This is a genomic window from Pectobacterium sp. F1-1, assembly GCF_025643735.1.
In the GTDB taxonomy this organism is placed as follows: Bacteria; Pseudomonadota; Gammaproteobacteria; order Enterobacterales; family Enterobacteriaceae; genus Pectobacterium; species Pectobacterium colocasium.
Genome location: NZ_CP104733.1, coordinates 3,871,872 through 3,896,826, shown reverse-complemented (window position 1 = coordinate 3,896,826; position 24,955 = coordinate 3,871,872). Strand labels below are relative to the sequence as shown.

The following is a 24,955-nucleotide window of genomic DNA, read 5'->3' as shown; positions in this document are numbered from 1 at the left end:
GGTTCATGTTATGTTGCATTAATCGTACGAAAAACCGCAAATCAGGCAATTGTTTGTTGCATAAAACGGACTAATAAATGGATCGTATTACGGCAGCCGAAGTGTTCGTGACTATTATAGATCGCGGCAGCATGATCGCCGCGGCAGAGACGCTGGACATGTCCCGGGCGATGGTGACGCGCTATCTGGCGGAGATGGAAGCATGGGCAGGTGCGCGGCTATTGCACCGCACCACGCGCAAGCTGAGCCTGACGGATGCCGGTGAAAAAACGCTGGCGCGCTGTCGGGAGATGCTGGCGCTGACGGCGGATATGCGCGTCGAGGCCGAGACCGACGATGCCACGTTAAGTGGCTTGCTGCGCCTTAGCTGTTCGCAATCGCTGGCACAGGGAGCGCTCTGCATGGCGATCACGACGTTCCTGCGCCACCATCCTCGGGTCGCTATCGATCTGCAAATGAATAACCGCGCGGTGAATCTGGTCGAGGAACGCATCGATCTGGCGCTACGCATCACCAACGAGCTGGATCCTAATCTGATTGCCCGACCGCTGGCACGCTGTGAGTCGATGCTGTGTGCATCGCCTTCTTATTTGAATGAACATGGTATTCCGCGACAGCTGACCGATCTCTCGATTCACAACTGCCTGACCTATACCTATTTTGGCAAAAGCCTGTGGCATTTTTCCCGTGGCGATGAAAAGTTTACGATACCGGTCAGCGGCAACCTGAGCGGCAATGAATCACTGGTGCTGCTGGCAGGCGCGCTGGAAGGCGCGGGGATTGCGTTGCAACCGCGTTATTCTGTGACGCCTTACCTCGCCAGCGGACAGTTGGTGGCGCTGTTGCCGGAATACCGGCCACAGGCGATGGGGATTTATGGTATTTACACCTCGCGCCGCCAGATGCCTGCCGCGCTGCGCACCCTGCTGGATTTTCTGGTGGACTGGTTTGCGCACGATCCTCGCTGGCGGGCGCTGGCACTGCCATCGGCACAGTGATGGGGCTAACGACTCAAATGGTACGTTAGCGCCGCAAGACCTGCTCCAGACGTGAAGGCACGCTGGCAGCGTACTGCCTGAGCTGCTCAATGACGGTATCGACCAGCGCCGACGCAGGGCGGTGCAGCGGACGAATCAGGCTAACGGTAAAGGGCACGTCAATGCTGAAAGGCCGCACGACCAGGCCGGAGGCGGCATAATCCAATGCGGTGAGCGGATTGACGATAGACAGCCCGACGCCTGCCCGCACCATCGCACATACTGACGCCGCGCTGTGGGTTTCCAGCACCATCCGGCGCGATACGCCCTGTTCCTGAAACAGCTTATCCAGCAACTGGCGATAGCTATCGGCGCTCGACAGGCTGATAAAGGGCTCATCGGCAAAATCCTGCGGCGTGAGCACCGCTTTTTTCGCCAGCGTGTGCCCGGCAGGTAGCACGCACACTTCATTGAGTAACATCAGCGTTTGCCGCTCTGTCCCGGCGGGCGTGAGGCTGTTTTCCGTTAAGCCTAAATCGTGGCGCTGGGCGGACAACCACTCTTCCAGCAGCGGCGATTCTTGCGGAATGATGTGCAGATTAAGCCGCGGATAGCGTGCCAGCAGCGGCTTGCAGACATCCGGCAGCAGCGACTGTGAGAACACGGGCAGACAGGCAACGGAAAGTTGCGCCTGCTGAAAACGGCGAATATCGCTGGCGGCGTTGATAATGCGATCCAGACCATAATAGGAACGCTGCACTTCTTCAAACAGCTGTAGCCCCTGCGCGGTGGGGTAAAGCCTGCCGCGCAGCCGCTCGAACAGCGTCATCTGAATCAGTTTCTCAAAACGAGCCAGCTCGCGGCTGACGGTCGGCTGCGAGGTGTTCAGCAGCGTTGCCGCTTCCGTCAGATTCCCGGTCGTCATGACCGCATGGAAAATCTCGATGTGCCGCAAAGATATTGCCGCCATGCCGCTCCCCTTCATTCTTATTACTACCGTTGTGATAAACCATATCAGAAATGAATAGAGTCTGCTTAAAACGATATTTGTTTACCCATTGGAGGATTTTTATAGTGTTTCTCAACCATGTTTAACCCTGTAAATCGGTAACTTTTTATGCCTCACGATCTGAATGACGTAACCCATGCTCTGAATGCGCAAAGCCTGCGTGAACTGCCTGCCCGCTTTGGTTGCCCGGTCTGGGCCTATGACGCGCAGACCATCGTTAACCGTATCGCCCAACTGCGCCAGTTCGACACGATCCGCTTCGCGCAAAAAGCGTGTTCCAACACGCACATTTTGCGTCTGATGCGTGAGCAGGGCGTGAAGGTCGATTCGGTATCGCTGGGGGAAATTGAACGTGCGCTGCTTGCCGGCTTTGTGCCGGGCACCGAGGCACATGAGATCGTGTTTACTGCCGATCTGCTGGATCGCTCGACGCTACAGCGCGTTTCCGAACTGAATATTCCGGTGAACGCTGGTTCGGTCGACATGCTGGAACAACTGGGTCAGCAGTCGCCGGGGCACCCGGTATGGCTGCGCGTGAATCCGGGCTTTGGTCATGGTCACAGCCAGAAAACTAACACCGGCGGTGAAAACAGCAAGCACGGTATCTGGTACGGTGATTTGCCGCTGGCGCTGGCGCATATTCAGCGCTATCAGCTGAAGCTGGTGGGCATCCACATGCATATTGGTTCCGGTGTGGATTATGGCCATCTGGAACAGGTGTGTGAAGCGATGGTGCGTCAGGTTGTTGAGCTGGGGCAGGATATTGAGGCGATTTCCGCAGGCGGCGGGTTATCCATTCCGTATCGCCACGGCGAAGAAGCGATTGATACCGAGCACTATTACGGACTGTGGAACGCGGCGCGTGAGAAAATTGCCGCGCATCTCGGTCATCCGGTGACGCTGGAAATCGAACCGGGACGTTTTCTGGTCGCGGAATCTGGCGTGTTGGTAGCGGAAGTGCGGGCGGTCAAATCCATGGGAAGCCGTCACTTTGTGCTGGTTGATGCCGGGTTTAACGACCTGATGCGTCCGGCGATGTACGGCAGCTATCACCATGTTTCTCTGCTGCCGGGTGATGGCCGCGATATCAGCCAGTCCACGCTGCGCGATAGCGTGATTGCCGGGCCGCTGTGTGAATCCGGTGATGTGTTTACCCAGCAGGCGGGTGGTGGTGTGGAGACGTTCCCGCTGCCGGATGCACAGGTGGGCGACTATCTGGTCTTCCATGACACTGGCGCGTATGGCGCATCGATGTCCTCTAACTACAACAGCCGTCCGCTGCTGCCGGAAGTGCTGTTTGAAAATGGCGAACCGCGTCTGATTCGCCGTCGTCAGACGCTGGAAGAGTTGCTGGCGCTGGAAGCGCTTTAATCGTTTTTATTCGGTGGTATCAGGGGAAAGCGATTTGCTTGTCCCCTGAACCTGATGTGCCAGCCGAACGTCATTCCGGCGGCAGACAGCAGAATCGCGACGGCGCCAGCAAGCTGCATGGCATCCAGTCGATGTCCAAACGCTGCCCCCTCTCGATGCAAAGAGATATCGCGAGCATTTCGGGTTCCCGATCCAGTCGTTCTATCAGGCGGTCGGGATCGACTGCGAGAGCGGGCGATTCGACGATTTGATCCACACGTATCTGAGTATTTTCAATAGCGAAATCAACCAGTGTCCTCTCCATCAGGGGGCCGTGGATATCATCAGTATGTTGCGACGTACCGGTGTGAGCATCTCCGTGCTGTCTGCCAGCCAGCACGAGACGTTGCAGAACAATCTAGCCAGCGCTGGCATCGATCACCTGGTCGATCATGTGTTTGGCCTCACGAATACTCAGGCTAAAGGCAAGCAGGGTATTGCTCTGGAGCTAGACTCGGTACTGGGCAATCCGGGAACGGACGCCCTGATGATCGGTGATACCGACCATGACATCGACGTCGCACACGCCTGTGGCTGGCAGATGGCCTCTGTCTCACACGGCCATCAGACGCACGAACGGCTGAGCGCTATTCACCCGTTTGTTTTCGGGGATCTGTCATCGGTATACCGCGCCTATTTCCGCTAATTTCGCCAATGCCATGGAGGGTTTCACATGCTAAGCCAAGATCGTGTGTTCGATGTGATGGTGGTACTGATCGTGTTAAGTCTTTTTCTCCGGCTGGCGATCAAGCTTTATTATCGCGACGGTGAGCGGATCCTGCCGAAATTCAAACTTAGCCCCGGCAACAGAGATGAGATCAGTTACTACAAGCGATTTGATACGCTCTTCGCGCCGTTGCCGTTTATCTACTGTTGGCTGGAGATTTTTGCCGCCGTGCTGTTTTTCCGCTGGACAGACTATAACGTGCTGTCTGGTGTGCTGCTGGCGGTGGTGACCTCGGGGCGGATGAGAGCGCTACAAGAGCTGGGTCACAATGCGCTGCACGTGGCGCTGTGCCCCTCGAAGAAGTTACAGTGGTTCCTGTCCAACACGTTTTTCCAGTTCCCGACGCTGAAAAGGGATATGGATTCGCGCTTTATTACGCACGTCATTGAACATCACCCTAATGCGGACGTTCCGGGTAAAGATCCGAATCTGCGGCGGGTGATTGCCGCAGGCATGGTGCCCGGCATCAGCCGTGGTCAGTTTATCAAAGCCTTGTTCTATCCGGTTAGCCTTAAAGGTCTGGTTAATAACATCAAGGGCAACTTTCGCGATGTGTTTCGCGAAAATACCTCGAAGCAGACCGCACTGCTGCGCGTCATCGTGACGATAAGCGTGGTAGCGCTGTATCTGTGGGTGGGAGGCGTTGCGGCATTGATTGTTGGGTGGGTGATTCCCGTTTTCTCCATTTACCCACTGTTTTCATGGTGGTCGCTGCTCTCCAAGCACCGCTGGCACACGCCCTATACCCCAACCCGCTACCGGCTTGCCCATGACTATGAACATGGCCGCGCCACGGATTTTTCCGGTGTGTTCGGCGCGATTCAGCGATATCTGATATTTCCGATGTCCGACGCCTATCATTTGGCACACCACATTTATCCAACCGTTCGCTATCAATATATGCCCGCCGTGGACTGGGCGCTGAAAGTCAATGAACCGCGATACACGCAGTACATCGCGAAGGGAATGATCTTTGGTTCAGGAGGGCAACCTGCTGCGCTCTCTGAGCTATACCATCGGCTCGTCAACACGGCTGTTCAATCGCCACTAAACAGGGAAAGAGGAACGATTAATGACTGATCAACGAACGACTACGCCACCCCGTATTGGGATCATCTGCGGCAGCGGTATGGATTCTCTGTCGATCATCGAGGCGCCTGAGCGCATCAACGTCACGACTTCCTTTGGCGACCCTTCCGGCATCATCACACTGGGCGAGATAGCCGGGGTTCCGGTAGCGATCGTTAATCGGCATGGCATCGGTCACAGGCTGCTGCCCTCGGAAATTAACGTCAGAGCTAACATTGCCGCGCTCAAGGCACTGGGGTTTCGCAGGTGATCTCGTTTAGCGCCGTCGGCAGTCTGGTCGAAGAAGCCCCTCCAGGTACGTTTGTCGCGATCGATCAATATATCGATCGGACGTACCGCCGCGTAAATACCTTCTTCGGTTCAGGGGTGGTGGCGCATGTTCCTTTTGGGAAGCCGGTTTGCACGGATAACCATTCGCTGCTGGTTGATGCACTGGGCGAACTCGCCATTCCGCATCTGGCAAAGGGGCTGTATGTCGTGATGGAAGGGCCGCACTTTTCAACCAAAGCGGAATCCGCATTCCATCGCCAAATGGGGGGCACGGTTATTGGCATGACCGCCATGCCAGAGCCAAAGCTCTGCCGCGAAGCGGAGCTTTGCTACAACATGGTCGCGATGGTGACCGATTACGATTGCTGGCATACCTCCCATGAGGCGGTGAATGCCGCTATGGTCAGCGAGCAGATGGCTGATAATATTAAGAAAGCCGAGTCTCTGTTATCCGTCATCGTGCCAAAACTCGCACAGCGTGAGGCGCTATGCCGCGATCGCTGCCAACACGCGTTAGATGGCGCCATCATGACGGATTTCAGCCTGATCACGTCCGAAGCCATTAGCCGTTTTTCACCGTTACTTGACCGTGTTATCCAGGACGATATGTCGTCCTGAAATCGTTGCTTAGCTGGGAGAGATTGGAATGAAAACTACCGCAGGATTGTTGTTTGACCTGGATGGAACATTGCTCGATACAGACCGGTTGCATCTGGCCGCGTTTAATGAACTCCTGGCCGACTTTGGTCAGTCCGTCACGATTGACTATTACAACGAAAAAATCATGGGCGCGCCGATGGACCACATCACGCGCGATCTTTTCCCCAATCTATCGCCCGAGCACCGTTATGAACTGGGAGAACGTAAAGAAGCGCTGTTCAGGAAGCAGCTTACGGGGCCGCTGGAAGGCCGCCCTGGCGTGACTGAACTCTTCGAGTGGGCGCAGGACAGAAACATTGGGATCGCTGTGGTAACCAACGCGCCGCGTGAAAGCGCCATCATGATGTTGAAGGGGCTACATTTATTGGAGTCCGTCGATCATCTGCTTATCGGTGCGGAGCTGCCGCGTAGCAAACCCGATCCTTATCCCTACGCGGAAGCGATGCGGCTGCTGGGCGTTGGGCGTGAAAACGCCTTAGCGTTTGAGGATTCCGGCCCCGGTATTCAGTCTGCGGCGGCGGCGGGGGTATTTACCTTCGGTATGACGGGCGCGCTGGATGAAGCGGCGTTGCTGAAGTATGGCGCATCAGCGGCGATCCCAGATTTCAAAGACGACAAGCTGACGTCCATGCTCAGCAAGCTTAGTGCGTGAGGTAAAGTAACCAACATGACCGCCACTCTCATTCATGCCCCAACGGGCGACGGCTCGAAGGCTACGCTCAAGGCCTACAGTTCTTTTGAACCTTATGAGCTTGCAGATTATCTGCGTGCTCTCGCGCATCACATGCCTGATGTGGCGATCCATATTGAAAGAATGCCTACGGCAGCCCTGACGGCAAGGCTGGCTCAGGAACAGCATGCCCCTCAGGTGGATATGATTCTGGGGTGGGCAGATACCGCCTCGCGAACCCTCGATTTAAGCGAGGTGCTATTTGCGCCGGGCGCTGACGCCGATGGGTATATGCGCATCACTGGTTTTTCAACCGCGTTTGTCGTCGATCCCGCTGTCCTCTCTGAGACAGGGGTAGATATCGCATCCTGGGTCGATCTTGCCCAACCCGCGCTTCAGGGGAAGATTGCGTTCCCAGACCCAGCCGTGTCGGGCGCGGGGTTTCTGGCGTTAGCAACGATTCTGCAATTCTACGGTGAACCCGAAGGCTGGGCGATCCTCGCTGATATTTATCGTAATGCACATATCAGGCCGCCTTCTGCGTGGGAACCCGCCCGGCTGACCGGAGAAGGACAGATCGCGGCTGGCGTGACGGTAAAAATAGCGGCCTCAAACCGGCAGCGGGAACGTCCCTCTCTAGGCATCGTTGAGCCGCAGGATGCGATCGGCATTGAATCCGAGGTTTTTACTGGCTTTACCACGACCCGTCACCCTTTGCTGGTCACTCAGGCATTGGAATGGCTCAGGTCAGAAGAAGCTGAAGGGATTTATGCCAGCTACAACAAAGTTATTCTCGGAAAACCGGATAGCCGGCTATTTGTTATTGATGCTGAAAACGCGGTAAAAAATCGAACCCGCTGGTTATCCCAACTTGAATCCATTGCAAACGGTAATCACCTATGAAAAACACGACTTATGCACCCTCTGCCACGACGGCGGTCGTCAATGGCAGTTGGGTATTAGCCAATGACTGGGGAAAGCTCACTAAATACGACATCACTTACACACGCTCAAACGGAACGGAACAGCGGCTGGTTCGTGAAGCCTATGATCGTGGTCACGGCGCGACCATTGCGCTCTACAACCCGGATGCGCGTACGGTCATTCTCACCAGTCAGTTTCGGCTGCCCGCTTTTCTGCTGGGTCATCATTATGAGCTGATCGAAGCGTGTGCAGGTCTGCTGGATGAACGCGACCCGATAGAGGCCATCAGAAAAGAGGCGGAGGAGGAAACCGGATATAAACTCAATGAGGTCACCAAAATTGGTGAAATATTCATGAGCCCCGGTTCTGTTACTGAGCGTCTACACTTCTTTATTGCGCCGTTTACGCACGAAATGCGCATCAATGAAGGCGGCGGTATCGCGGAAGAGGGCGAAGATATCAAGGTCATGGAAATCCCGATTAAAGATGCGCTGCAAATGATTGATGACGGCCAGATTATTGATGCCAAAACCATTATTTTGCTTCAGCACCTGGTGATTAAAAATATTTGTAAGCCGTAATTCTCCTCTAAAGGACATGAATAGATGACGGAACAGAGCCTGGTTAAACCCCAATTCAAGCGCGACTATTACACGTTCTATTTATATATGTTGTCGGTGGTGTGCGGTTTTCATCAGGCCGTACCGGGCTCTATCACTCCTTTCCTACGCGATGAATTACAGCTGTCCAGAATCGTGATTGGCTGGCACTTTAGCCTCTACGCCATTGGTATGTTTGCGACAGGCTTTATCGTTACCTACTGTTCAAGAAGGGTATCGCCAAAGCGTATCCTGCTCACCAGCTCATTTGCGGTGACGATTGCAGTGGCCATTTTTTCCCTGCCAATGCCTTCATCGGCAACGTTGGGCATGTCGTTGGTGTTAGGGCTGGCGGGGGGCGCCATGCAAATTGCCATTCAGGAATCGCTGGCACGTCATCACGGTGAAAACAGCGGGGTTGCCATCACGGAAGGATGCATTTTTGCCGCCATCGGGGTCTTTGCCGGACCGGTCTTTGTCAGCCTCGCGGTGGAGTCAGGTTGGGGATGGCGGATGGCAATGTTCGTGCCCATCATCGCGCTGCTGCCTCTTCTCTTTATTGCGCCCGAAAATCTATCGCGGGTGCCTGTCAATATCGCCACTTCAACCAGCAATCCTGCGGAGCGTTCCCCTCGTCTGCCGCTGGTAGCGTTCCTGATGTTCGGCATGATTTTCCTCGGCATTTCAGCCGAGTGGGGCATTGGATTTTGGGGCGCACAGTTTCTGGAAGAGCAGTTATCCGTAACGGTTGCGACCAGCGTGGGGATGATGTCTGCCTACTTCGGCGGTACGATTGTCGGGCGAATTGCGGTGAGTCGCCTGCTGCTGCGCTATGAAATCAACACGCTGCTGATCGGGGCAATCATCGTTGGTGGAATCGGTTTGGTTATTCTGTGGCTGGTTCCTCATGTCACCGTTGCGCTGGTGAGCCTGGCGATTTTAGGCGCCTGTCTGGGGAATTTTTTCCCGTTGATATTATCGGTTGCAACGCAGCAACCGCCGCAGTTTCTGTCAAAAATCGCGGCGGGAGCAACGCAGTCGGTAGGGCTGGCGCTCTTACTGGCGCCCCTGTTACTTGGCAATGTCGGCGAAAGTATCGGGCTGGTTGGCGCTATTGGATTATTGACCGTGATTCCGCCCGTGATGCTGGTGGCCTACCTGCTGTCACGTAAGCTGTCTTAATGAGGCGAAGGGGGCACGGCGCTGGACGTACTCCTGTGGTGCCCTTGCTTCAAGGCTGCCGGACCTGCTCAGGGAGCAGGTCGATATCAGCGGGAATGGCGGGGTCAGCGATCGCTACGAGAATAATACGGCCCTTTCTGAACCGACTCGCGCAGTTTCAGTTCACCGGTAAAAGGTTGTAGCGGTTTAACGTCTTTGCCAGCGATCAGATCCAGCACCTGGGTAATCGCCGTGGCGGCCATCTCTTCAATCGGCATGTACACGGTGGAGAGTGACGGGTGCAGGTAGGTTGCGCAGGGTTCATCGTCAAAGCCGAAGACGGAGACATCCTGCGGTAGTGTTTTCCCCGCCTCGTACAGCGCTTTCATCGCGCCAATTGCCATGTGATCGTTGCTGGCAAACAGTGCGCTAAAGCTCATGCCGCTGTTCAGCAACTGCCGTGCGGCCTGATAGCCGCTGGCCACCATGCTGGTTCCATACGCCACCCGCTGTGGTTCAAACGCGATCTGGTGAGTGGTTAATGCCTGCTGATAGCCCGCAAGCCGTGCCTGTGCCGTCGGCGTTTGCATCGGTGCGGTGATGCAGGCGATCTCGCGGTGACCCTGTTCGATCAGGTAATTCACCACGTCAAACGCGGCCTGCTGCTGGCGGAAGAAAATACAGCGCTCCCGTGCTTGCGGCAGATCGCGATTCATCACAATCATCGGAATGGTCAGCGTGTTGAGTAACGCCATGAGATCCGCTTCGGACATATAGCGGGTATAGAGAATTATCGCATCGCACTGCCTGTCAGACAGAAGCTGCACCGCTCGCTGCTCATCCTCCGGTGTATGGTGCCCATCGGTCACGATGAGGTGTTTACCGTGGCTTTCCGCGATATCCGTAGCACGGCGCAGCAGGCGGCCAAAGTAAGGGCCGTCGAAATTAGAGATAACAAGACCGATACTGTTTGAGGTGCGACGAGCCAGCGAACGAGCCAGAAAATTAGGGCGGTAGCCTAGCTCGTCCATTGCCCGAAATACCGCATCGCGTGTTGCCTGTTTGACCTGACCAGTACCGTTGAGCACTCGGGATACGGTCGCTTTAGACACCCCTGCACGTTTCGCCACTTCCTGCATGGTTTTCATGGCTGCACCTTAATTGAGTATGATGACGGGCTAAGCGCCTATCCATCCCTGTTACGACATATTACCACAGGCATATTGCTGGATTTAACGTCCGGTGCTCGTTTCTCAACCAGGTTTTTTCAGTTTTGTGATGCAGCCATTTCGCGCCGTAGCAAGACAATCTCTTCTGCTAAATCCCGGCATAGCATGGCGGTCATCAGATGATCCTGTGCATGTACCATGATCAGGTTGACGGGCACCTTTCCTTGTCCTTCGTCCAGACCGATCAACTGAGTTTGAACACGGTGAGCCGCACGCGCCGCTTCTTGTGACGTAGCGAGCAGATCGTCAGCCTGTTGCCACTCCCGTTGGCGCGCCGCCTGAATGGCCATCATGGCACTTGAGCGCGCTTCACCCGCATTAATCAGCAGTTCCATCACGGTTTGTTCCATATCGAATGCAGGAATGTTTTCTGTATCTTTCATCGTAGGTTTCCTTATCGCAGTCAGGAAAGCAGCCTAAGTCGACTGATAATTTATGGTATGCCAAAAATCACATTTTCATCATATTGGAATTCCAATATCGTCTTGTGAGAATCGCGTCACAGAAAAATAATTCATTATGGTTGATTTTTGGTATGCCAAACGCGAAAGCGCTGTACCTGGATTTACCCTGCGCGTAACGGCCATCCCGCGTGTTACACGCGATATAACAATATGATGATGAAAGAGGTGGTGTTATGTCACTTAAGGACCAACTGATTGATTCATTGGGCTCCTTTGCCAATAAATTTAACAGTCTGCGTTACATTATGGCGATTAAGGCATCCTTTATTACGCTGATGCCTGTCATTATCGTCGGGGCGTTTTCCGTTCTGATTTCCAACATGGTGATGGACCCGAAAAATGGTCTGGCCAGTTTTTCTATGTTCTCGTTTCTGGCGGAACTGAAACCGATTATGAGCGGCATTAACTATGCCACACTCAGCTTTCTGACTATCGGTGCCGTCTTCCTGATTGGTATCGAGCTTGGGAAGATTAACGGTTCACGCGGGCTGTTTCCCGGCCTGCTGGCGGTGATCTGCTTTATTGCCGTCACGCCAACCACGATCGAAATGGCCGTCAACGGGCAGATGATGGTGGTGAAAGACGTGCTGGCGAAACAGTTCTCCGATACGAAGAGCCTATTTCTGGGGATGTTTATCGCCATCCTGTCTGTCGAGATGTATACCAAGCTGCAAAATGTTGATCGGCTGCGGATTAAAATGCCGGACAGCGTGCCGCCCAACGTCGCGGCCTCTTTTTCTGCGCTGTTCCCCTCCATCATCACAGTGGTCGCTATCGCCACCTTCGGGTTTGTGTTTCACCGCGTGACGGGCATGTATCTGTATGACGCTGTTTATAAAGTCGTACAGCAGCCGCTGGAATCCGTGGTGCAAAGCCTGCCTGGTTTACTGGTGCTGATGTTTGTCGCTCAGCTGTTCTGGGTGATCGGGATTCACGGCAACCAGATGATTAAACCGATTCGTGAACCGCTATTGCTGGGGGCGATTGCCGTCAACATGACGGCATTTGAACAGGGGCATGAGATACCGAACATTATCACTATGCCGTTCTGGGATGTGTACATGAGCATCGGCGGTTCCGGCCTGACAATTGGCCTGCTGCTGGCGGTGATGATTGCGTCTAAACGCAAAGAGATGAAAGAGATTGCCAAAATCTCTTTCGGCCCCAGCGTGTTCAATATTAATGAGCCGGTGATTTTTGGTATGCCGATTATGCTCAACCCGATTCTGGCTATTCCCTTCATTATCACGCCGCTAGTGACCGGTACGATTGGTTATTTCGCGACCAGCATGGGCTTTGCGGGCAAAGCGGTGGTGATGGTGCCGTGGACGACGCCGCCGATCATTAACGCCTGGCTGTCGACGGCAGGCTCAATGGGGGCGGTCGCCACACAGATCGTGTGCATTATGGTGGCAACGCTGATCTATCTGCCGTTTGTCAAAGTCGCGTCCCGTCGTGCCGAACTGGCGCAGCTGGAAGCGGAAAAGCAGGCCGCAGCGGAAAAAGCCTGAAACGGACGAGAAGAGAGGTAACGCATGAGTAAGGTTGCACTGACTATTCCACCTGATTTTATTCTGGGCGCGGCGGCATCGGCATGGCAAACGGAAGGATGGAGCGGCAAGAAAGAAGGGCAGGATTCCTATCTGGATCTCTGGTACAAGCAGGATCGTCAGGTCTGGCACAACGGCTATGGCCCGGCAAAAGCGACGGACTTCTTTAATCGCTATCGGGAAGATGTGGCGCTGATGAAACTGGCGGGGCTGACGCACTATCGTACGTCGATAAACTGGTCACGCTTCATGTTGGATTATGAGAAAGGCATCGTTGACGAGGAATACGCGGCCTATATCGATAACCTGCTGGATGAGATGCACCGGCAGGGGATCGAACCGATGATCTGTCTTGAGCATTACGAACTGCCCGCCTGCCTGTTGGAGAAGTATCAGGGCTGGTCATCCAAGCAGGTGGTGGAATGGTTTGTGCTGTATGCCGATGCGGTTTTCGCTCGCTATGCCGGAAAAGTGAAGCGCTGGTTTACCTTCAATGAGCCAATTGTGGTGCAGACGCGCGTTTATCTGGACGCGCTACGCTACCCTTATGAGCAGAACACGCACACGTGGATGCAGTGGAATCACCACAAGAATCTGGCGACGGCAAAAGTGGTGCAGCGGTTTCGACAGCAGGGCTATCACCGGGATGGCGGCTCGATCGGCGTGATTCTCAATCCCGAAGTGACGTATCCGCGATCCCGTGCAGCGCACGATGTGAAAGCCGCACACCTTTACGATCTGTTCTATAACCGAGTTTTCCTCGATCCGGCGTTAAAAGGGGAATATCCGGCGGAGCTGGTGGCGCTGCTGGCGCAGCATCAGGTGAAGTGGGATTACACGGAAGAAGAGCTGGCGATCATTCGGGATAACACGGTCGATGAAGTAGGAATCAACCTGTATTACCCGCACCGGGTCAAAGCGCCCAGCCGTGAGTGGAACAAAGAGACGCCGTTCCATCCGGCCTATTACTACGAGCATTTTGAGCTGCCGGGGCGTCGTATGAACACCTCGCGCGGCTGGGAGATCAATCCCAAAATCATTTACGACATGGCGAAACGCATGGAGCGTGACTACGGCAATGCGCCGTGGTTTGTGGCGGAAAACGGCATCGGTATTGAGAACGAAGCGCGCTTTAAAGATGACGCTGGCGTGATTCAGGACGATTACCGTATCGCATTTATCGCCGAGCACCTTTACTGGACGCTGAAGGCGAAGGAAGAGGGCGCAAACTGCCGTGGCTACATGCTGTGGGCGTTTACCGACAACGTCTCGCCGATGAACGCGTTTAAAAATCGCTATGGATTAATCGAAATCGATCTGGAACAGGATCGGCAGCGGCGGCCGAAAAAGTCTGCTGCCTGGTTTCGCCAGCTACACGACTCGCGTCGGCTTGAATTGACTTTGGATGATGAAGAGAAATAGGTGCAGGTAACCAAAATGAGGAACGGAATATGAAAAGAATCGTACTGGCCTGTTCAGCAGGAATGTCGACCTCACTGGTGGTCACCAAAATGGAGAAAGAAGCGGAAACGCGAGGAATGGCGCTGAAGATCTATGCGATTCCAGAGCAAAATCTGCGAGATGAATTGCAGGAGTTCAGCAGTGAGATTATTGCCGTTTTGCTGGGGCCGCAGGTGCGCTTCAAGCTCAATGAAAATAAAAAGCTGACGGATAGCTACCAGATTCCTATCGCGGTGATCGACCCTGTTGCCTACGGCACATTAAATGGCGCAAAAGTACTGGATCAGGCGCTGAGTTTGGTAGACTAGCGCACCGCCGCGACGTCAGTATGTGGCTGGGTACATTCAGAGCGGGCCTGACGCCCGCACTCAGGGCGACAGTGCATGTAGGGTGAAAGCGTGGCGAAGGATGTGGTTCTGCAAGAGAAGAAGCAATATCAGGAAATCGGTTGTGATTTGCGTCAGAAGATTCAGTCAGGGGATTATCCCGTTGGATCGCGCCTTCCTCCTGAACGAAATATTGCGGAAACCTATGGCGTTAGCCGGACGATAGTGCGCGAAGCGCTACTGATGCTGGAACTGGAAGGCACGGTCGATATTCGTCAGGGATCCGGGGTGTATGTCCTGCGCATTCCCGATGAAGACGAGGCGGCAGACAGCGCCAAGAATCATATTGGCGCGTTTGAAATGTTACAGGCACGCCAACTGCTGGAAAGCAACATCGCGGCGTTTGCGGCACGCATGGCAACGCGGGCGGATATCGAAAACCTGCGTAAGACGCTGGAACAAGAGCAGGCGGCGATTGCCGGAAAAGATTACCGTGGCGATTTCGATCGCTTGTTCCACCTGCAAATTGCGGGGGCGACGCAAAACCAGATGCTGCTGGAAACGGTCAGCAATATCTGGGCGTGCCGTGACGATAACGCGCTCTGGCAGCAGCTTTATACCCACGTCGGGACGCAGGGTTATCGCCTGAAATGGCTGGCGGATCATCAGGCTATTCTGGCGGCGCTGCGGCGTCGCGATGTGTCCGGCTCTTATCAGGCCATGTGGCAGCACCTCGAAAATGTCAAAAATACGCTGATGGAAATTTCAGACGCCGACGCGCCGGAGTTTGACGGCTATTTGTTTGATTCTGTACCGATTTTTCAGGGGAAGCTGGTGTAGTCATGACGGACATTTCTGGGATAAGTATTGGTTATCTGGCGGATCATCCCCAGCATCAAGAGCAGGTGATTGACTGGATATGGCAGGCGTTCGGCAGCCAGAACAGCCGCGACTTCTTTGCAAGCGTAGTGCGCAATAGCCTGAACCCAGCGGCACTGCCGCTGACGTTTATCGCGCAGGAGGGCGAGCGCTTAGTCGGAACGGTGGGGCTCTGGCGCTGCGATTTAATCAGCCGACAGGATCTGACGCCCTGGCTGGCCTCGCTGTATGTGGAAGAAAGCCAGCGTGACAAAGGGCTGGGTCTCGCGCTGCAACAGCACGTACTGGACTTCTGCCGCCGTCAGGGTTTTGAGGATCTCTACCTGTACGCCACGTTTAGCGGCTATTACGAAAAACACGGCTGGCGTTACATCGGTGAGGGGCTGGACTACCCGGACAAAGCCGTACGCCTATATCACCAGTCGCTATCACGCTAGAAAAACGCGCTAAAAGGGGGCGGCCTTACATGATTCGCTAGAATTTTACAGTTGGTTGCACTTATAGAATAACTCTTTCGATTCATCGCTGGTGAAGATAAGTGGCGATCCTTAGAGTAACAAGTCCCAGAGGTATTGATTGGTGATATATCGATGTGCTCTGTACATTGAAACCATTTGATTACACCAACCTACGCGGATGCGTAGGTTTTTTTTTGCCTGAATTTTCCGTTTTTATTATCTCCCGCAATTTTCATGCGATGTGAATGCTGTGCCGACGGCAATCTTCACGTTCAGCCGCGTACCCGTCACTTGAAGTATGATATGTATGTAGTATTTTGACGTATCGCCCGGTGGTTTTGCGCTTCGGCAAGCTGCCCGTTTATCTGTCTATTGGGAGAAGGCATGATTCATACCCTGTTACGTTGGGTGTTCCAGCGTCTGTACCGCATCCGGATCGAGGGCGACAGCAGCCAGTTTCAGCAATCCAAATTGCTCATCACCCCTAACCACGTCTCTTTCCTTGATGGTGTCTTGCTGGCGTTATTCTTACCGATAAAACCCGTCTTTGCGGTGTACTCCTCCATTTCCGATCGCTGGTTTATGCGCTGGCTGAAGCCTTATATCGATTTCGTGCCGTTAGATCCCACCAAGCCTCTGGCGATCAAAGGGCTGATCAAAGTGATCGAGCGCGGTCAGCCCGTCGTGGTTTTCCCGGAAGGGCGCATCAGTGTCACCGGATCGCTGATGAAGATTTACAGCGGCGCGGCGTTTGTCGCGGCGAAATCCGGGGCGACGATTATCCCCGTGCGTATTGATGGCGCCGAATTCACACCGTTTGGCCGGTTGGCGGGCGTGTTTAAACGCCGCTGTTTCCCACCGATCACGATCACCTATTTACCGCCTACCACGCTGCCGATGCCGGAAGCCAGCAGTGCCAGAGAACGCCGTGCGTTGGCCGGTGAACACTTGCACCAGATTATGATGAAGGCGCGAATGGACACGCGTCCACAGCATACGCTGTATCAGGCCTTTCTGGCGGCGAGAACCCGTTATGGACGGCGCTCCCCCAGCATTGCGGATATCTCCTTCAATGAAGACAGCTATCAGGGATTACTGAAAAAATCGCTGGGCGTGTCGCGCATTTTGCAGCGCTTCACCCGCGTCGATGAACATGTCGGCATGCTGTTGCCCAATGCGACCATTACCGCCGCATCCATCCTGGGGGCATCGTTGCGTAACCGCGTTCCTGCCATGCTGAACTACACCGCTGGCGCGAAGGGGCTGCAAAGCGCGATGAAAGCGGCGGGGATAAAAACGATCGTCACGTCTCGCCAGTTTCTTGAAAAAGGCAAATTGACGGATCTGCCGAAGCAGGTTAGTGAGGCCAACTGGGTCTATCTGGAAGATTTGAAAGACACCGTGACGCTGACGGATAAGCTGTGGATCCTGTTTCATCTGCTGTTTCCTGCCCGCGCGATGCTGCCGCAGAAACCTGACGATGCGGCTATCGTCCTGTTCACCTCCGGTTCCGAGGGGAATCCAAAAGGTGTCGTGCATTCCCATGACAGCCTACTGGCGAACGTTGAGCAGATTCGCACAGTGGCGGATTTCACGCCGCGCGACCGCTTTATGTCCGCGCTGCCGCTGTTCCATGCGTTTGGCCTGACGGTGGGGCTGTTAACGCCGTTAATGACGGGCGCTCGCGTGTTCCTCTATCCCAGCCCGTTGCACTATCGCATTGTGCCGGAGCTGGTTTATGACCAGAACTGCACCGTGCTGTTTGGCACGTCTACGTTTTTAGGCAATTACGCGCGCTTTGCCCATCCGTATGATTTTGCTCGTCTGCGCTATGTGGTTGCCGGGGCGGAAAAGCTGTCTGAAACCACGCGTCAGGTTTGGCAGGATAAATTTGGTATCCGCATTTTGGAAGGATACGGCGTGACCGAATGCTCGCCGGTGGTGGCGATCAACGTGCCGATGGCAACGAAAATCCATTCCGTCGGCAAGCTGTTGCCGGAAATCGAATCGCGTTTGATTACGGTGCCGGGCATCACGCGCGGTGGCCGTCTGCAACTGCGTGGGCCGAATATCATGAAAGGTTATCTGCGGGTGGAAAACCCCGGCGTGCTCGAAGCGCCTGCGGCAGAAAACGCGCAGGGCGAGTTGCAGCCGGGCTGGTATGACACGGGCGATATCGTCGAGCTGGATGAAAGAGGGTTTTGCACCATCATCGGCCGCGTGAAGCGCTTTGCTAAGCTGGCGGGGGAAATGGTGTCGCTGGAAAGTGTGGAACAGCTGGCGGTGAAGGTATCGCCGGAAGCGCAGCATGCGGCTAGTGCGAAAAGCGACAGCAGCAAAGGCGAAGCGCTGGTGCTGTTTACGACGGACAACCAGATAACCCGTGACGCTTTGCTTGCACAGGCTCGCAGCAGCGGCGTACCGGAACTGGCGGTGCCGCGCGATATTCGCTATGTGAAAGCCTTACCGCTACTCGGTAGTGGCAAGCCTGACTTTGTCACGCTGCGCCACATGGCCGAAGAACCTGCAACTAACGCGTCGGAGCCGAATGCATGAGTCAACAGACTGAACCCGCGACGCCCCTGCTGTCGCGCAGTATGAGCGCGGTGATTATTGCGCAGTTCTTCTCCGCGTTTGGCGATAACGCGCTGCTGTTTGCCACGTTAGCGCTGATCAAACAGCTGGTGTATCCCGACTGGAGCCAGCCGTTTTTACAGATGGGCTTTGTCGCTGCGTACATCATTCTGGCACCGTTTGTCGGGCAAATTGCGGACAGCTTCGCCAAAGGTCAGGTGATGATGTTCGCCAATACCCTGAAGCTGGCGGGTGCGCTGCTGATTTGCGTGGGCGGTAATCCGTTTCTGGGATACACGCTCGTGGGCATTGGCGCAGCCGCATATTCCCCGGCGAAATACGGTATTCTGGGTGAGATCACGCGTGGTGACCAGTTAGTCAAAGCGAATGGGCTGATGGAAGCCTCGACGATTGCGGCGATCCTGACCGGTTCCGTGGCAGGTGGCGTGCTGGCGGACTGGAACATTTACGGCGCGCTGTCGATTTGCGCGGTGGCGTACGGCGTAGCGCTGGGGGCGAATATGCTGATTCCTCGCCTGAACGCGGCACGACCGGGGCAGCCGTGGCATCCGGTGCAGATGGCGAGCAGCTTCTTTTCTGCTTGTCGGGTGCTGTGGCGCGATGGCGATGCCCGACTCTCGCTGATTGGCACCAGTATGTTCTGGGGGGCGGGCGTGACGCTGCGCTTTCTGTTGGTGCTGTGGGTGCCGCATGCGCTCGGCATTACCGATAATGCGACGCCGACGCTGCTTAACGCAATGGTCGCCGTGGGCATCGTGGTGGGAGCCGGTGCGGCTGCGAAGCTGGTAACGCTCGATAGCGTGCGACGCTGCCTGCCTGCGGGGTTCCTGATCGGCGTAGTGGTGGTGATTTTTACGCTTCAGCATAACCTCATGAGCGCCTACTCGCTGCTGATTCTGCTGGGGGCGCTGGGTGGATTCTTCATTGTTCCGCTGAACGCGCTTTTGCAGGAGCGAGGGAAAGCCAGCGTCGGTGCGGGGAATGCGATCGCCGTACAGAATTTGGGTGAGAACGGCGCTATGCTGTTAATGCTTGGGCTCTATTCTCTGGTAGTGAAACTGGGCGTGTCGGTTATCGCTATCGGGATTGGCTTTGGCGTCCTGTTTGCGCTGGCGATTGCGCTACTGTGGGCATGGTTGGTTCTGGCTAAACGCCGCGATCGTTCCCTCGGCGCAGGTAAAGAATAAACGTCTGATGTAATAAACGTCTTGTGTAATAAACGTATGGTGTAAGAGGGAAGGGTGGAAATGAGTCTGATATGGCATGACTGGGATGTGGCAGACCTTAACGTGTATTCACTGCATGACATATTGGCGCTGCGCAATCAGGTGTTCGTGGTCGAGCAAACCTGTCCCTATCTGGATATTGATGGCCGCGATCTGGTGGACGGCAATCGCCATATTACGGCGTACCGTGACGGCAAGCTGGCTGCCTGCGCCCGGTTGCTCGCGCCCCATCCGAACAACGATGTGGTGACGATTGGGCGTGTGATTGTCGAGCCGCATGCCCGCGGGCAACATCTGGGGCACCAGCTGATGGAACACACGCTGATTGCCTGCGCGCGCCACTGGCCGCAAAAGCATCTGTTCCTGTCCGCGCAGGCTCATCTGCAAGCGTTCTACGGCGCGTTCGGTTTTGTGGTGACCGGTGAGGAGTACGACGAAGACGGCATTCCGCATATTGATATGCTGTCGGCGTTCTGAGGGATATGACGAGGCGGCGAAAGGAATCGGGAGTTGCAGCGTAAAGAAAAAACCGGCATAGCGTATTGCCGGTTTTTTTTATTTGACGAGGGGTTAGCTAGCTGCGTGTGAGATTTTACTACCCAGTTTCTGCACATCCTGGCCAAAGCCGCGCGTGGTGTTACAGCCGCTCAATGTTGCTGTGACCAGCAACGCTACTACGATCGTTGTTATACGTTTCATCATCGTTACCCGCAGGTTGTTGATACAGAGCGTGATAGGTTTCTACTGTGTCATAACCGCAGGTAAAAATTCAATCCTCTAGAACCCTGAACCAGCTGATATTGTTTGAGATTATGTTGCGGCTTATGCGTATTCGCTCAGCGCTGAGCTGGCGCTGTTACTGCGCAGAGCTAAACCTAATCTGATAGGTAGCTCTGAGCCAGAAGAGGATTTTGCTTGCATCAATGTTTGCTAGTTACGGGGAGTGCGCCAATTGCTAAGTGGGCATCCCTGTTTCTTAATTCACATTGATAATCACTATATGCAAACAAATTTTTTTAGTCAGCGTCCGTTGATTCCAGTGTTTTTGTAATTGTGGTGCTACCTGCGAAAATAGTTATTCCCTCATGATCTGAGATTTCAAGAGTTCTGGTCATAGACGTTTCAGCAACGTAGGTATCTTGATCTGAATGTTCAACGACGTTTGTTACCATTGTAGAACTGGCATCATAAATATCGCAATCTACATGCTCCAGACTTTCAGTAATGATTGTTTCATCAATTAACAGATCATCAGCATCACTGTTCTCAATCGAAAACGTTTTAACCGTCCCCCCTTTTAAGCATTGATTAGTCTGGGACGGAATTATCTGAACTGTTTCACTGTAATTAAATAAATACGGTTTCATTCTTAACTACACCTTCAAAAGTTAATGATTTGGAATTTTTTACAATATAGTAAATTGGTATGCTTAATATTTTTTGATTAATAAATTTTTCTGTAGGGAAAAATTGTATAAACGCCCATAATAATATAGAAAAACAAAACACTCTCACACTATATTTTATGGCGTTTTTCAAAAGGCTTATGACATTTACTCTTTCTGCATCGCCAGCCTTCCATTCAAAGTAATGATATAGCAACTCAAAGTTATCTCCTTTGGATGAAGATAACTCTTTGAAGTCATACCTTACGTAACCTTTTACGTTCAGTATTTCGAAAATAAACACACCAGCATTTAGTATGTTTACTAAAGAACTAGCCACCAGGAACCAGAGGATAGCGATTTTTAAGTATGATTGAGAGTGGTACTCAGAGATTGTCGGTAACAGAAATGTAAGCAATCCCACTACTGAAGTTATAAAAGCCAGAAAAAAACTCGCTTTATTATACGCCCCAGAAATAGCATCCTTATTATCGGATTTCTTTTCTTTAAGAAAATCAATTTGAGCGTCATGAATATCACTCTTACCTAACAGTGTCAGATTGAACGCATTTACTTTACCCCTGATAATGACAGGATCAACGGGTGGCACGAGATCTTTAAAGTTAATTCTGTGCCAGAATAAAAAACGTTTAGTATTCAAGCAAAATGTCAAAAAGTAAAAATGAGACATTGCAATATTCAAATGTAGCAATGAAATCCTAACCGGAAGATCAGGTTGGTAAGTGTCAAAGTTTTTATCACATGATGTATGTAAAAAAAATGAAAAATTTAATATATTTGAAATTAGTTGTTCAAATTTCATATCCTAACACCTTCATTACTTCAGCCGATATTTCAACGCCGGTTGCAAGTTCAAGCCATAACCATTGCCCATTAGCATTCATCTCAAGAAAATACCAGACATCATTTTTTATAATGAAGTCGAAACAACCAAATGTCATATCAAAGTATTCCATATACTTCAGACACTTGATGCGCACATTTTCAGGGATGATGTTCACTGAGTACGAAGTCTTGTTATTCTGTTTTCTCCAATCAATTTTGTTTTCAGAGTCAATTCTGATACAGAAAAAAGATCCATTAACAACAGTAACCCTAGTCTCATAATCTTTTTCCTGATAAATCTGGAAGTAGACAGGTGAGTATTTAAGTATCTCCTCTGTCATGCCTGAACAATACAAGTTTGTTTGCACAAACTCCTTCGTCAGTCCATCTGAAATAACCCCACTTGCTAGAGGTTTTACTATATGTTTTTCATCATGTTTATCTTTTTTAACGATGAAATCACTATTATTTCCAATTGAGAATTTTGGGATTTTAAAACCGACCTTTTCTGCAATACTGGCCTGTATAATTTTATTATCAGCCTTACGCATTTTTGATGGTGATGACAGACACAATCCATCAAAAGAGTCAGCAATACCTTCGATTAGGGATATGCACTCTTTATGGACAAAGTTTCTATATTTCGGTTCGATGACATTCTCAAGATCCTGATTTGCAGGCTTACGATAATATATAGATGAACAATCAGCCGATACAATGGATTCTCCATTATTGTTTGCTATTTTGAAACCATCCCTTCCATAGGAGATTTTGTATTCATAGAAATAGTCAGTATTCAACCTAAAAAAACATGCATCAGGATACTTATTAATTAAAAAATCGCACGTATGATCGTAGCTGCTGGTAATAATTAGTATCATGATTCCGCCATGTTCCTTCACGAGATGTGCAAAGATGTAATTCTATATTACCTAGCAAGTAAGCTGCAACTTAGCGACTATGATAGAATTTATTCTGGTGACACAGTGACCTCCTCCCCGTTGCTTAATACACGGCGATGCGCGTAGGGGCCCTGTAGGTGGTAAATCGACAGCTTCCGCTCCTCGCTCATTACAGCCTGTCAGATATGATTGCGTCCTGCCCGCGAAAACTGGAAAACTGACAGTTCAAGCCTGAACTAATGCAGCTTATGGTCGCTGAAAGTGGCTCATAGCCACTTAAGATGCCGCACAATGTCCTGCGACTGATGAAGGCGCCGTAAGCATTGCAAAAGGAGAAGTAGGGTGGGAAGCAATGGGCAGGTTTACCAGAGAAAACCTGCCACGGAATGATTACTCTTCTTCCGCCAGAAACAGCTCCAGTAGGGAGTTCAGAAACAGTTTGCCGTGTTCGGTGATTTGCCAGTGCGTGGCGGTTTCCGTCAGGTAGCCTTGCGCCAGCGCCTGCTCCAGTTGCGGGCGGATGCTGTGTTCTTCCAAACCGGTGTACGCTGTGAAATCTGCACGCGGCGCGGCTTCCAGCAGGCGAAAGCGGTTCATGAAAAACTCAAAAGGTCGATCGTCGTTGGCAACGTCGTGCTGTTTATCCAGATACGTGCCCTGCATATAGCCACGCGGATGGCGGACTTTGACCGTGCGCAGAATGCGCCCGTCGCTGAAGGTCAGCTTGCCGTGCGCGCCACAGCCAATCCCCAAATAATCACCGAAGCGCCAGTAGTTTAGGTTGTGCTGACACTGGTAGCCCGGTTTGGCATAGGCAGAGGTTTCATACTGCTGGTAACCGGCGGCGCTCAGTAACGCGTGACCCTGCTCGTAGATGTCCCACAGTGCGTCGTCGTCCGGTAGCGTCGGCGGACGCGAGCTGAACAGCGTATTCGGTTCAATGGTGAGTTGATACCACGATAAATGCGGTGGATTGAGCGCAATGGCCTGACGCAGATCGTCCAGCGCTTCGTCCAACGATTGATCCGGCAAGCCGTGCATCAGGTCCAGATTAAAGCTGCGTAAGCCCAGACCGGTCGCCAGCTGTGCGGCACGCTTGGCTTCGTCCGGGCCGTGAATACGCCCTAAGCGCGTCAGCTTTTGCGGATCGAAACTCTGCACGCCAATCGAAATTCGGTTTATGCCTGCACGCTGATAGCCACTGAAGCGGTCGGCTTCAACCGTACCGGGATTGGCTTCCATCGTAATTTCGGCATCCGGCGTTAGCGGAATTCTTGCCCGAACGCCGTCGAGCAGCGCCTGCATCGCTTCCGCGCTCAGCAGGCTGGGCGTGCCGCCGCCGATGAAGATCGAATGCAGCGCACGACCGCTCGCTAACGGCAAATCGGCGTCCAGATCCGCCAGCAGGTGATCGACATATTCCTGATGCGGCACATCGCCTTTCAGCGCGTGAGAGTTGAAATCGCAGTACGGGCATTTTTGCACGCACCACGGAATATGGATGTACAGGCTGAGCGGGGGAAGCTTAAGCATTGCGTAGCGCATCCAGCAGCAAGCGCAGCGCCTGACCGCGGTGAGACTGTGCGTTCTTCTCTTCACGCGTCAGCTCTGCGGCCGTTTTACCCAGCTCAGGCACGAAGAAGATGGGGTCATAGCCAAAACCGCCGTTGCCTGCCGCTTCATGCGTCAGCACACCCTGCCAGCTACCGTGGCAGACAATCGGCGTTGGGTCTTCAGCGTGGCGCAGATAAACCAACACGCAGTGGAAGCTGGCACGGCGTTGTGCATCTGGTACGTCTTGTAGTGTCAGCAGTAGCTTATCCAGATTTTGCTGGTCGCTGGCATCCACACCCGCGTAGCGTGCCGAGTAAATACCCGGTGCGCCGCCCAGTGCATCGACAGCCAGACCAGAATCATCGGCAATCGCCGGTAATCCCGTGATTTGCGCCGCATGACGTGCTTTCAGGATGGCGTTTTCGATGAAAGTCAGACCGGTTTCTTCGGCGGAATCCACGCCCAGTTCAGTCTGCGCCACAATATCCAGACCGAAATCGGCCAGCAAGCTGGCGAGCTCGCGCACTTTACCGGGGTTTCCGGTAGCCAAAACCACTTTTTGCATCGTCTTGTCCTGCGTGTTT

Annotated in this window: 27 protein-coding genes; 18 read left to right on the top strand and 9 right to left on the bottom strand. The window is 53.1% G+C overall.

What is annotated here, in order from left to right; translation table 11 throughout:
• Positions 1-77: 77 nt before the first annotated feature.
• Positions 78-998, top strand: a complete 921-nt coding sequence (locus NAL19_RS17475; RefSeq protein ID WP_263058009.1) for a LysR family transcriptional regulator — start codon at positions 78-80, stop codon at positions 996-998.
• 25 nt (positions 999-1,023) lie between these two features.
• Here the strand turns inward: NAL19_RS17475 and NAL19_RS17470 are convergent, their stop codons facing one another.
• Positions 1,024-1,947: a LysR family transcriptional regulator gene (locus NAL19_RS17470; protein ID WP_263058008.1), complete on the bottom strand. Its 924-nt coding sequence runs from the start codon at positions 1,945-1,947 to the stop codon at positions 1,024-1,026.
• Positions 1,948-2,094: 147 nt separating this feature from the next.
• Between NAL19_RS17470 and lysA the strand changes: the two genes are divergently transcribed.
• From lysA to NAL19_RS17425, 9 genes are all read left to right on the top strand, one after another.
• On the top strand, positions 2,095-3,357 hold the full coding sequence (gene lysA, locus NAL19_RS17465; protein ID WP_263058007.1) for a diaminopimelate decarboxylase: 1,263 nt from the start codon (positions 2,095-2,097) through the stop codon (positions 3,355-3,357).
• A gap of 142 nt (positions 3,358-3,499) precedes the next feature.
• Positions 3,500-4,042 (top strand): HAD family hydrolase, encoded by a 543-nt coding sequence (locus NAL19_RS17460; RefSeq protein WP_317630328.1) that lies wholly within the window; start codon positions 3,500-3,502, stop codon positions 4,040-4,042.
• Positions 4,043-4,069: 27 nt separating this feature from the next.
• A complete protein-coding gene (locus NAL19_RS17455) occupies positions 4,070-5,203 on the top strand; it encodes a fatty acid desaturase family protein (protein ID WP_263058006.1) in 1,134 nt (377 codons plus the stop codon).
• Positions 5,196-5,462: a hypothetical protein gene (locus NAL19_RS17450; protein ID WP_263058005.1), complete on the top strand. Its 267-nt coding sequence runs from the start codon at positions 5,196-5,198 to the stop codon at positions 5,460-5,462. The genes NAL19_RS17455 and NAL19_RS17450 overlap by 8 nt, the downstream gene beginning before the upstream one ends.
• Positions 5,459-6,100 (top strand): 5'-methylthioadenosine phosphorylase, encoded by a 642-nt coding sequence (locus NAL19_RS17445; RefSeq protein ID WP_263058004.1) that lies wholly within the window; start codon positions 5,459-5,461, stop codon positions 6,098-6,100. Before NAL19_RS17450 ends, NAL19_RS17445 begins: the two co-directional genes overlap by 4 nt.
• Positions 6,101-6,128: 28 nt before the next feature.
• Positions 6,129-6,794, top strand: a complete 666-nt coding sequence (locus tag NAL19_RS17440) for an HAD family hydrolase (protein ID WP_263058003.1) — start codon at positions 6,129-6,131, stop codon at positions 6,792-6,794.
• A 15-nt stretch (positions 6,795-6,809) separates the two neighbouring features.
• The gene (locus tag NAL19_RS17435; protein WP_263058002.1) at positions 6,810-7,715 is read left to right on the top strand and encodes an ABC transporter substrate-binding protein; all 906 of its coding nucleotides are present in this window, start codon (positions 6,810-6,812) and stop codon (positions 7,713-7,715) included.
• Positions 7,712-8,317, top strand: a complete 606-nt coding sequence (locus NAL19_RS17430; protein WP_225085693.1) for an NUDIX domain-containing protein — start codon at positions 7,712-7,714, stop codon at positions 8,315-8,317. The genes NAL19_RS17435 and NAL19_RS17430 overlap by 4 nt, the downstream gene beginning before the upstream one ends.
• 24 nt (positions 8,318-8,341) lie before the next feature.
• A complete protein-coding gene (locus tag NAL19_RS17425; protein ID WP_225085692.1) occupies positions 8,342-9,517 on the top strand; it encodes an MFS transporter in 1,176 nt (391 codons plus the stop codon).
• 104 nt (positions 9,518-9,621) lie between these two features.
• Here the strand turns inward: NAL19_RS17425 and NAL19_RS17420 are convergent, their stop codons facing one another.
• Together NAL19_RS17420 and NAL19_RS17415 are read right to left on the bottom strand one after the other, a co-directional pair.
• Positions 9,622-10,644 (bottom strand): LacI family DNA-binding transcriptional regulator, encoded by a 1,023-nt coding sequence (locus NAL19_RS17420; protein WP_225085691.1) that lies wholly within the window; start codon positions 10,642-10,644, stop codon positions 9,622-9,624.
• 119 nt (positions 10,645-10,763) lie between these two features.
• A complete protein-coding gene (locus NAL19_RS17415; RefSeq protein WP_263058001.1) occupies positions 10,764-11,108 on the bottom strand; it encodes a PTS lactose/cellobiose transporter subunit IIA in 345 nt (114 codons plus the stop codon).
• Positions 11,109-11,362: 254 nt separating this feature from the next.
• On the opposite strand from NAL19_RS17415, the gene NAL19_RS17410 reads away from it, so the two are divergent.
• From NAL19_RS17410 to NAL19_RS17375, 8 genes are all read left to right on the top strand, one after another.
• On the top strand, positions 11,363-12,700 hold the full coding sequence (locus NAL19_RS17410) for a PTS sugar transporter subunit IIC (protein WP_263058000.1): 1,338 nt from the start codon (positions 11,363-11,365) through the stop codon (positions 12,698-12,700).
• 24 nt (positions 12,701-12,724) lie between these two features.
• Positions 12,725-14,161 carry a glycoside hydrolase family 1 protein gene (locus NAL19_RS17405; protein WP_263057999.1) on the top strand — a complete coding sequence of 479 codons (1,437 nt, stop codon included), beginning with the start codon at positions 12,725-12,727 and terminating at the stop codon, positions 14,159-14,161.
• A gap of 29 nt (positions 14,162-14,190) precedes the next feature.
• Positions 14,191-14,508 carry a PTS sugar transporter subunit IIB gene (locus NAL19_RS17400; protein WP_225085688.1) on the top strand — a complete coding sequence of 106 codons (318 nt, stop codon included), beginning with the start codon at positions 14,191-14,193 and terminating at the stop codon, positions 14,506-14,508.
• Between the two features lie 90 nt (positions 14,509-14,598).
• Entirely contained in the window at positions 14,599-15,366 is a 768-nt protein-coding gene (locus NAL19_RS17395) for an FCD domain-containing protein (RefSeq protein ID WP_263057998.1), read from the top strand.
• Between the two features lie 2 nt (positions 15,367-15,368).
• Entirely contained in the window at positions 15,369-15,842 is a 474-nt protein-coding gene (locus NAL19_RS17390) for a GNAT family N-acetyltransferase (protein ID WP_263057997.1), read from the top strand.
• Positions 15,843-16,247: 405 nt separating this feature from the next.
• On the top strand, positions 16,248-18,419 hold the full coding sequence (gene aas, locus NAL19_RS17385) for a bifunctional acyl-ACP--phospholipid O-acyltransferase/long-chain-fatty-acid--ACP ligase (RefSeq protein ID WP_263057996.1): 2,172 nt from the start codon (positions 16,248-16,250) through the stop codon (positions 18,417-18,419).
• Positions 18,416-19,645, top strand: coding sequence for a lysophospholipid transporter LplT (gene lplT, locus NAL19_RS17380; RefSeq protein ID WP_263057995.1), 1,230 nt, complete (start codon positions 18,416-18,418; stop codon positions 19,643-19,645). Before aas ends, lplT begins: the two co-directional genes overlap by 4 nt.
• 60 nt (positions 19,646-19,705) lie before the next feature.
• Positions 19,706-20,161 carry a GNAT family N-acetyltransferase gene (locus NAL19_RS17375; protein ID WP_263057994.1) on the top strand — a complete coding sequence of 152 codons (456 nt, stop codon included), beginning with the start codon at positions 19,706-19,708 and terminating at the stop codon, positions 20,159-20,161.
• A gap of 93 nt (positions 20,162-20,254) precedes the next feature.
• Here the strand turns inward: NAL19_RS17375 and NAL19_RS17370 are convergent, their stop codons facing one another.
• From NAL19_RS17370 to NAL19_RS17345, 6 genes are all read right to left on the bottom strand, one after another.
• Complete coding sequence (locus NAL19_RS17370) at positions 20,255-20,383, bottom strand: entericidin A/B family lipoprotein (protein WP_039347108.1); 129 nt, start codon at positions 20,381-20,383, stop codon at positions 20,255-20,257.
• A gap of 317 nt (positions 20,384-20,700) precedes the next feature.
• The gene (locus tag NAL19_RS17365; protein ID WP_263057993.1) at positions 20,701-21,051 is read right to left on the bottom strand and encodes a hypothetical protein; all 351 of its coding nucleotides are present in this window, start codon (positions 21,049-21,051) and stop codon (positions 20,701-20,703) included.
• Entirely contained in the window at positions 21,032-21,892 is an 861-nt protein-coding gene (locus tag NAL19_RS17360; protein ID WP_263057992.1) for a hypothetical protein, read from the bottom strand. The genes NAL19_RS17365 and NAL19_RS17360 overlap by 20 nt, the downstream gene beginning before the upstream one ends.
• A complete protein-coding gene (locus tag NAL19_RS17355) occupies positions 21,882-22,796 on the bottom strand; it encodes an MvdC/MvdD family ATP grasp protein (protein ID WP_263057991.1) in 915 nt (304 codons plus the stop codon). Before NAL19_RS17355 ends, NAL19_RS17360 begins: the two co-directional genes overlap by 11 nt.
• A gap of 411 nt (positions 22,797-23,207) precedes the next feature.
• Positions 23,208-24,350, bottom strand: coding sequence for a radical SAM family heme chaperone HemW (hemW, locus tag NAL19_RS17350; protein ID WP_263057990.1), 1,143 nt, complete (start codon positions 24,348-24,350; stop codon positions 23,208-23,210).
• A complete protein-coding gene (locus NAL19_RS17345; RefSeq protein ID WP_263057989.1) occupies positions 24,343-24,936 on the bottom strand; it encodes an XTP/dITP diphosphatase in 594 nt (197 codons plus the stop codon). Before NAL19_RS17345 ends, hemW begins: the two co-directional genes overlap by 8 nt.
• Between the last annotated feature and the right edge of the window lie 19 nt (positions 24,937-24,955).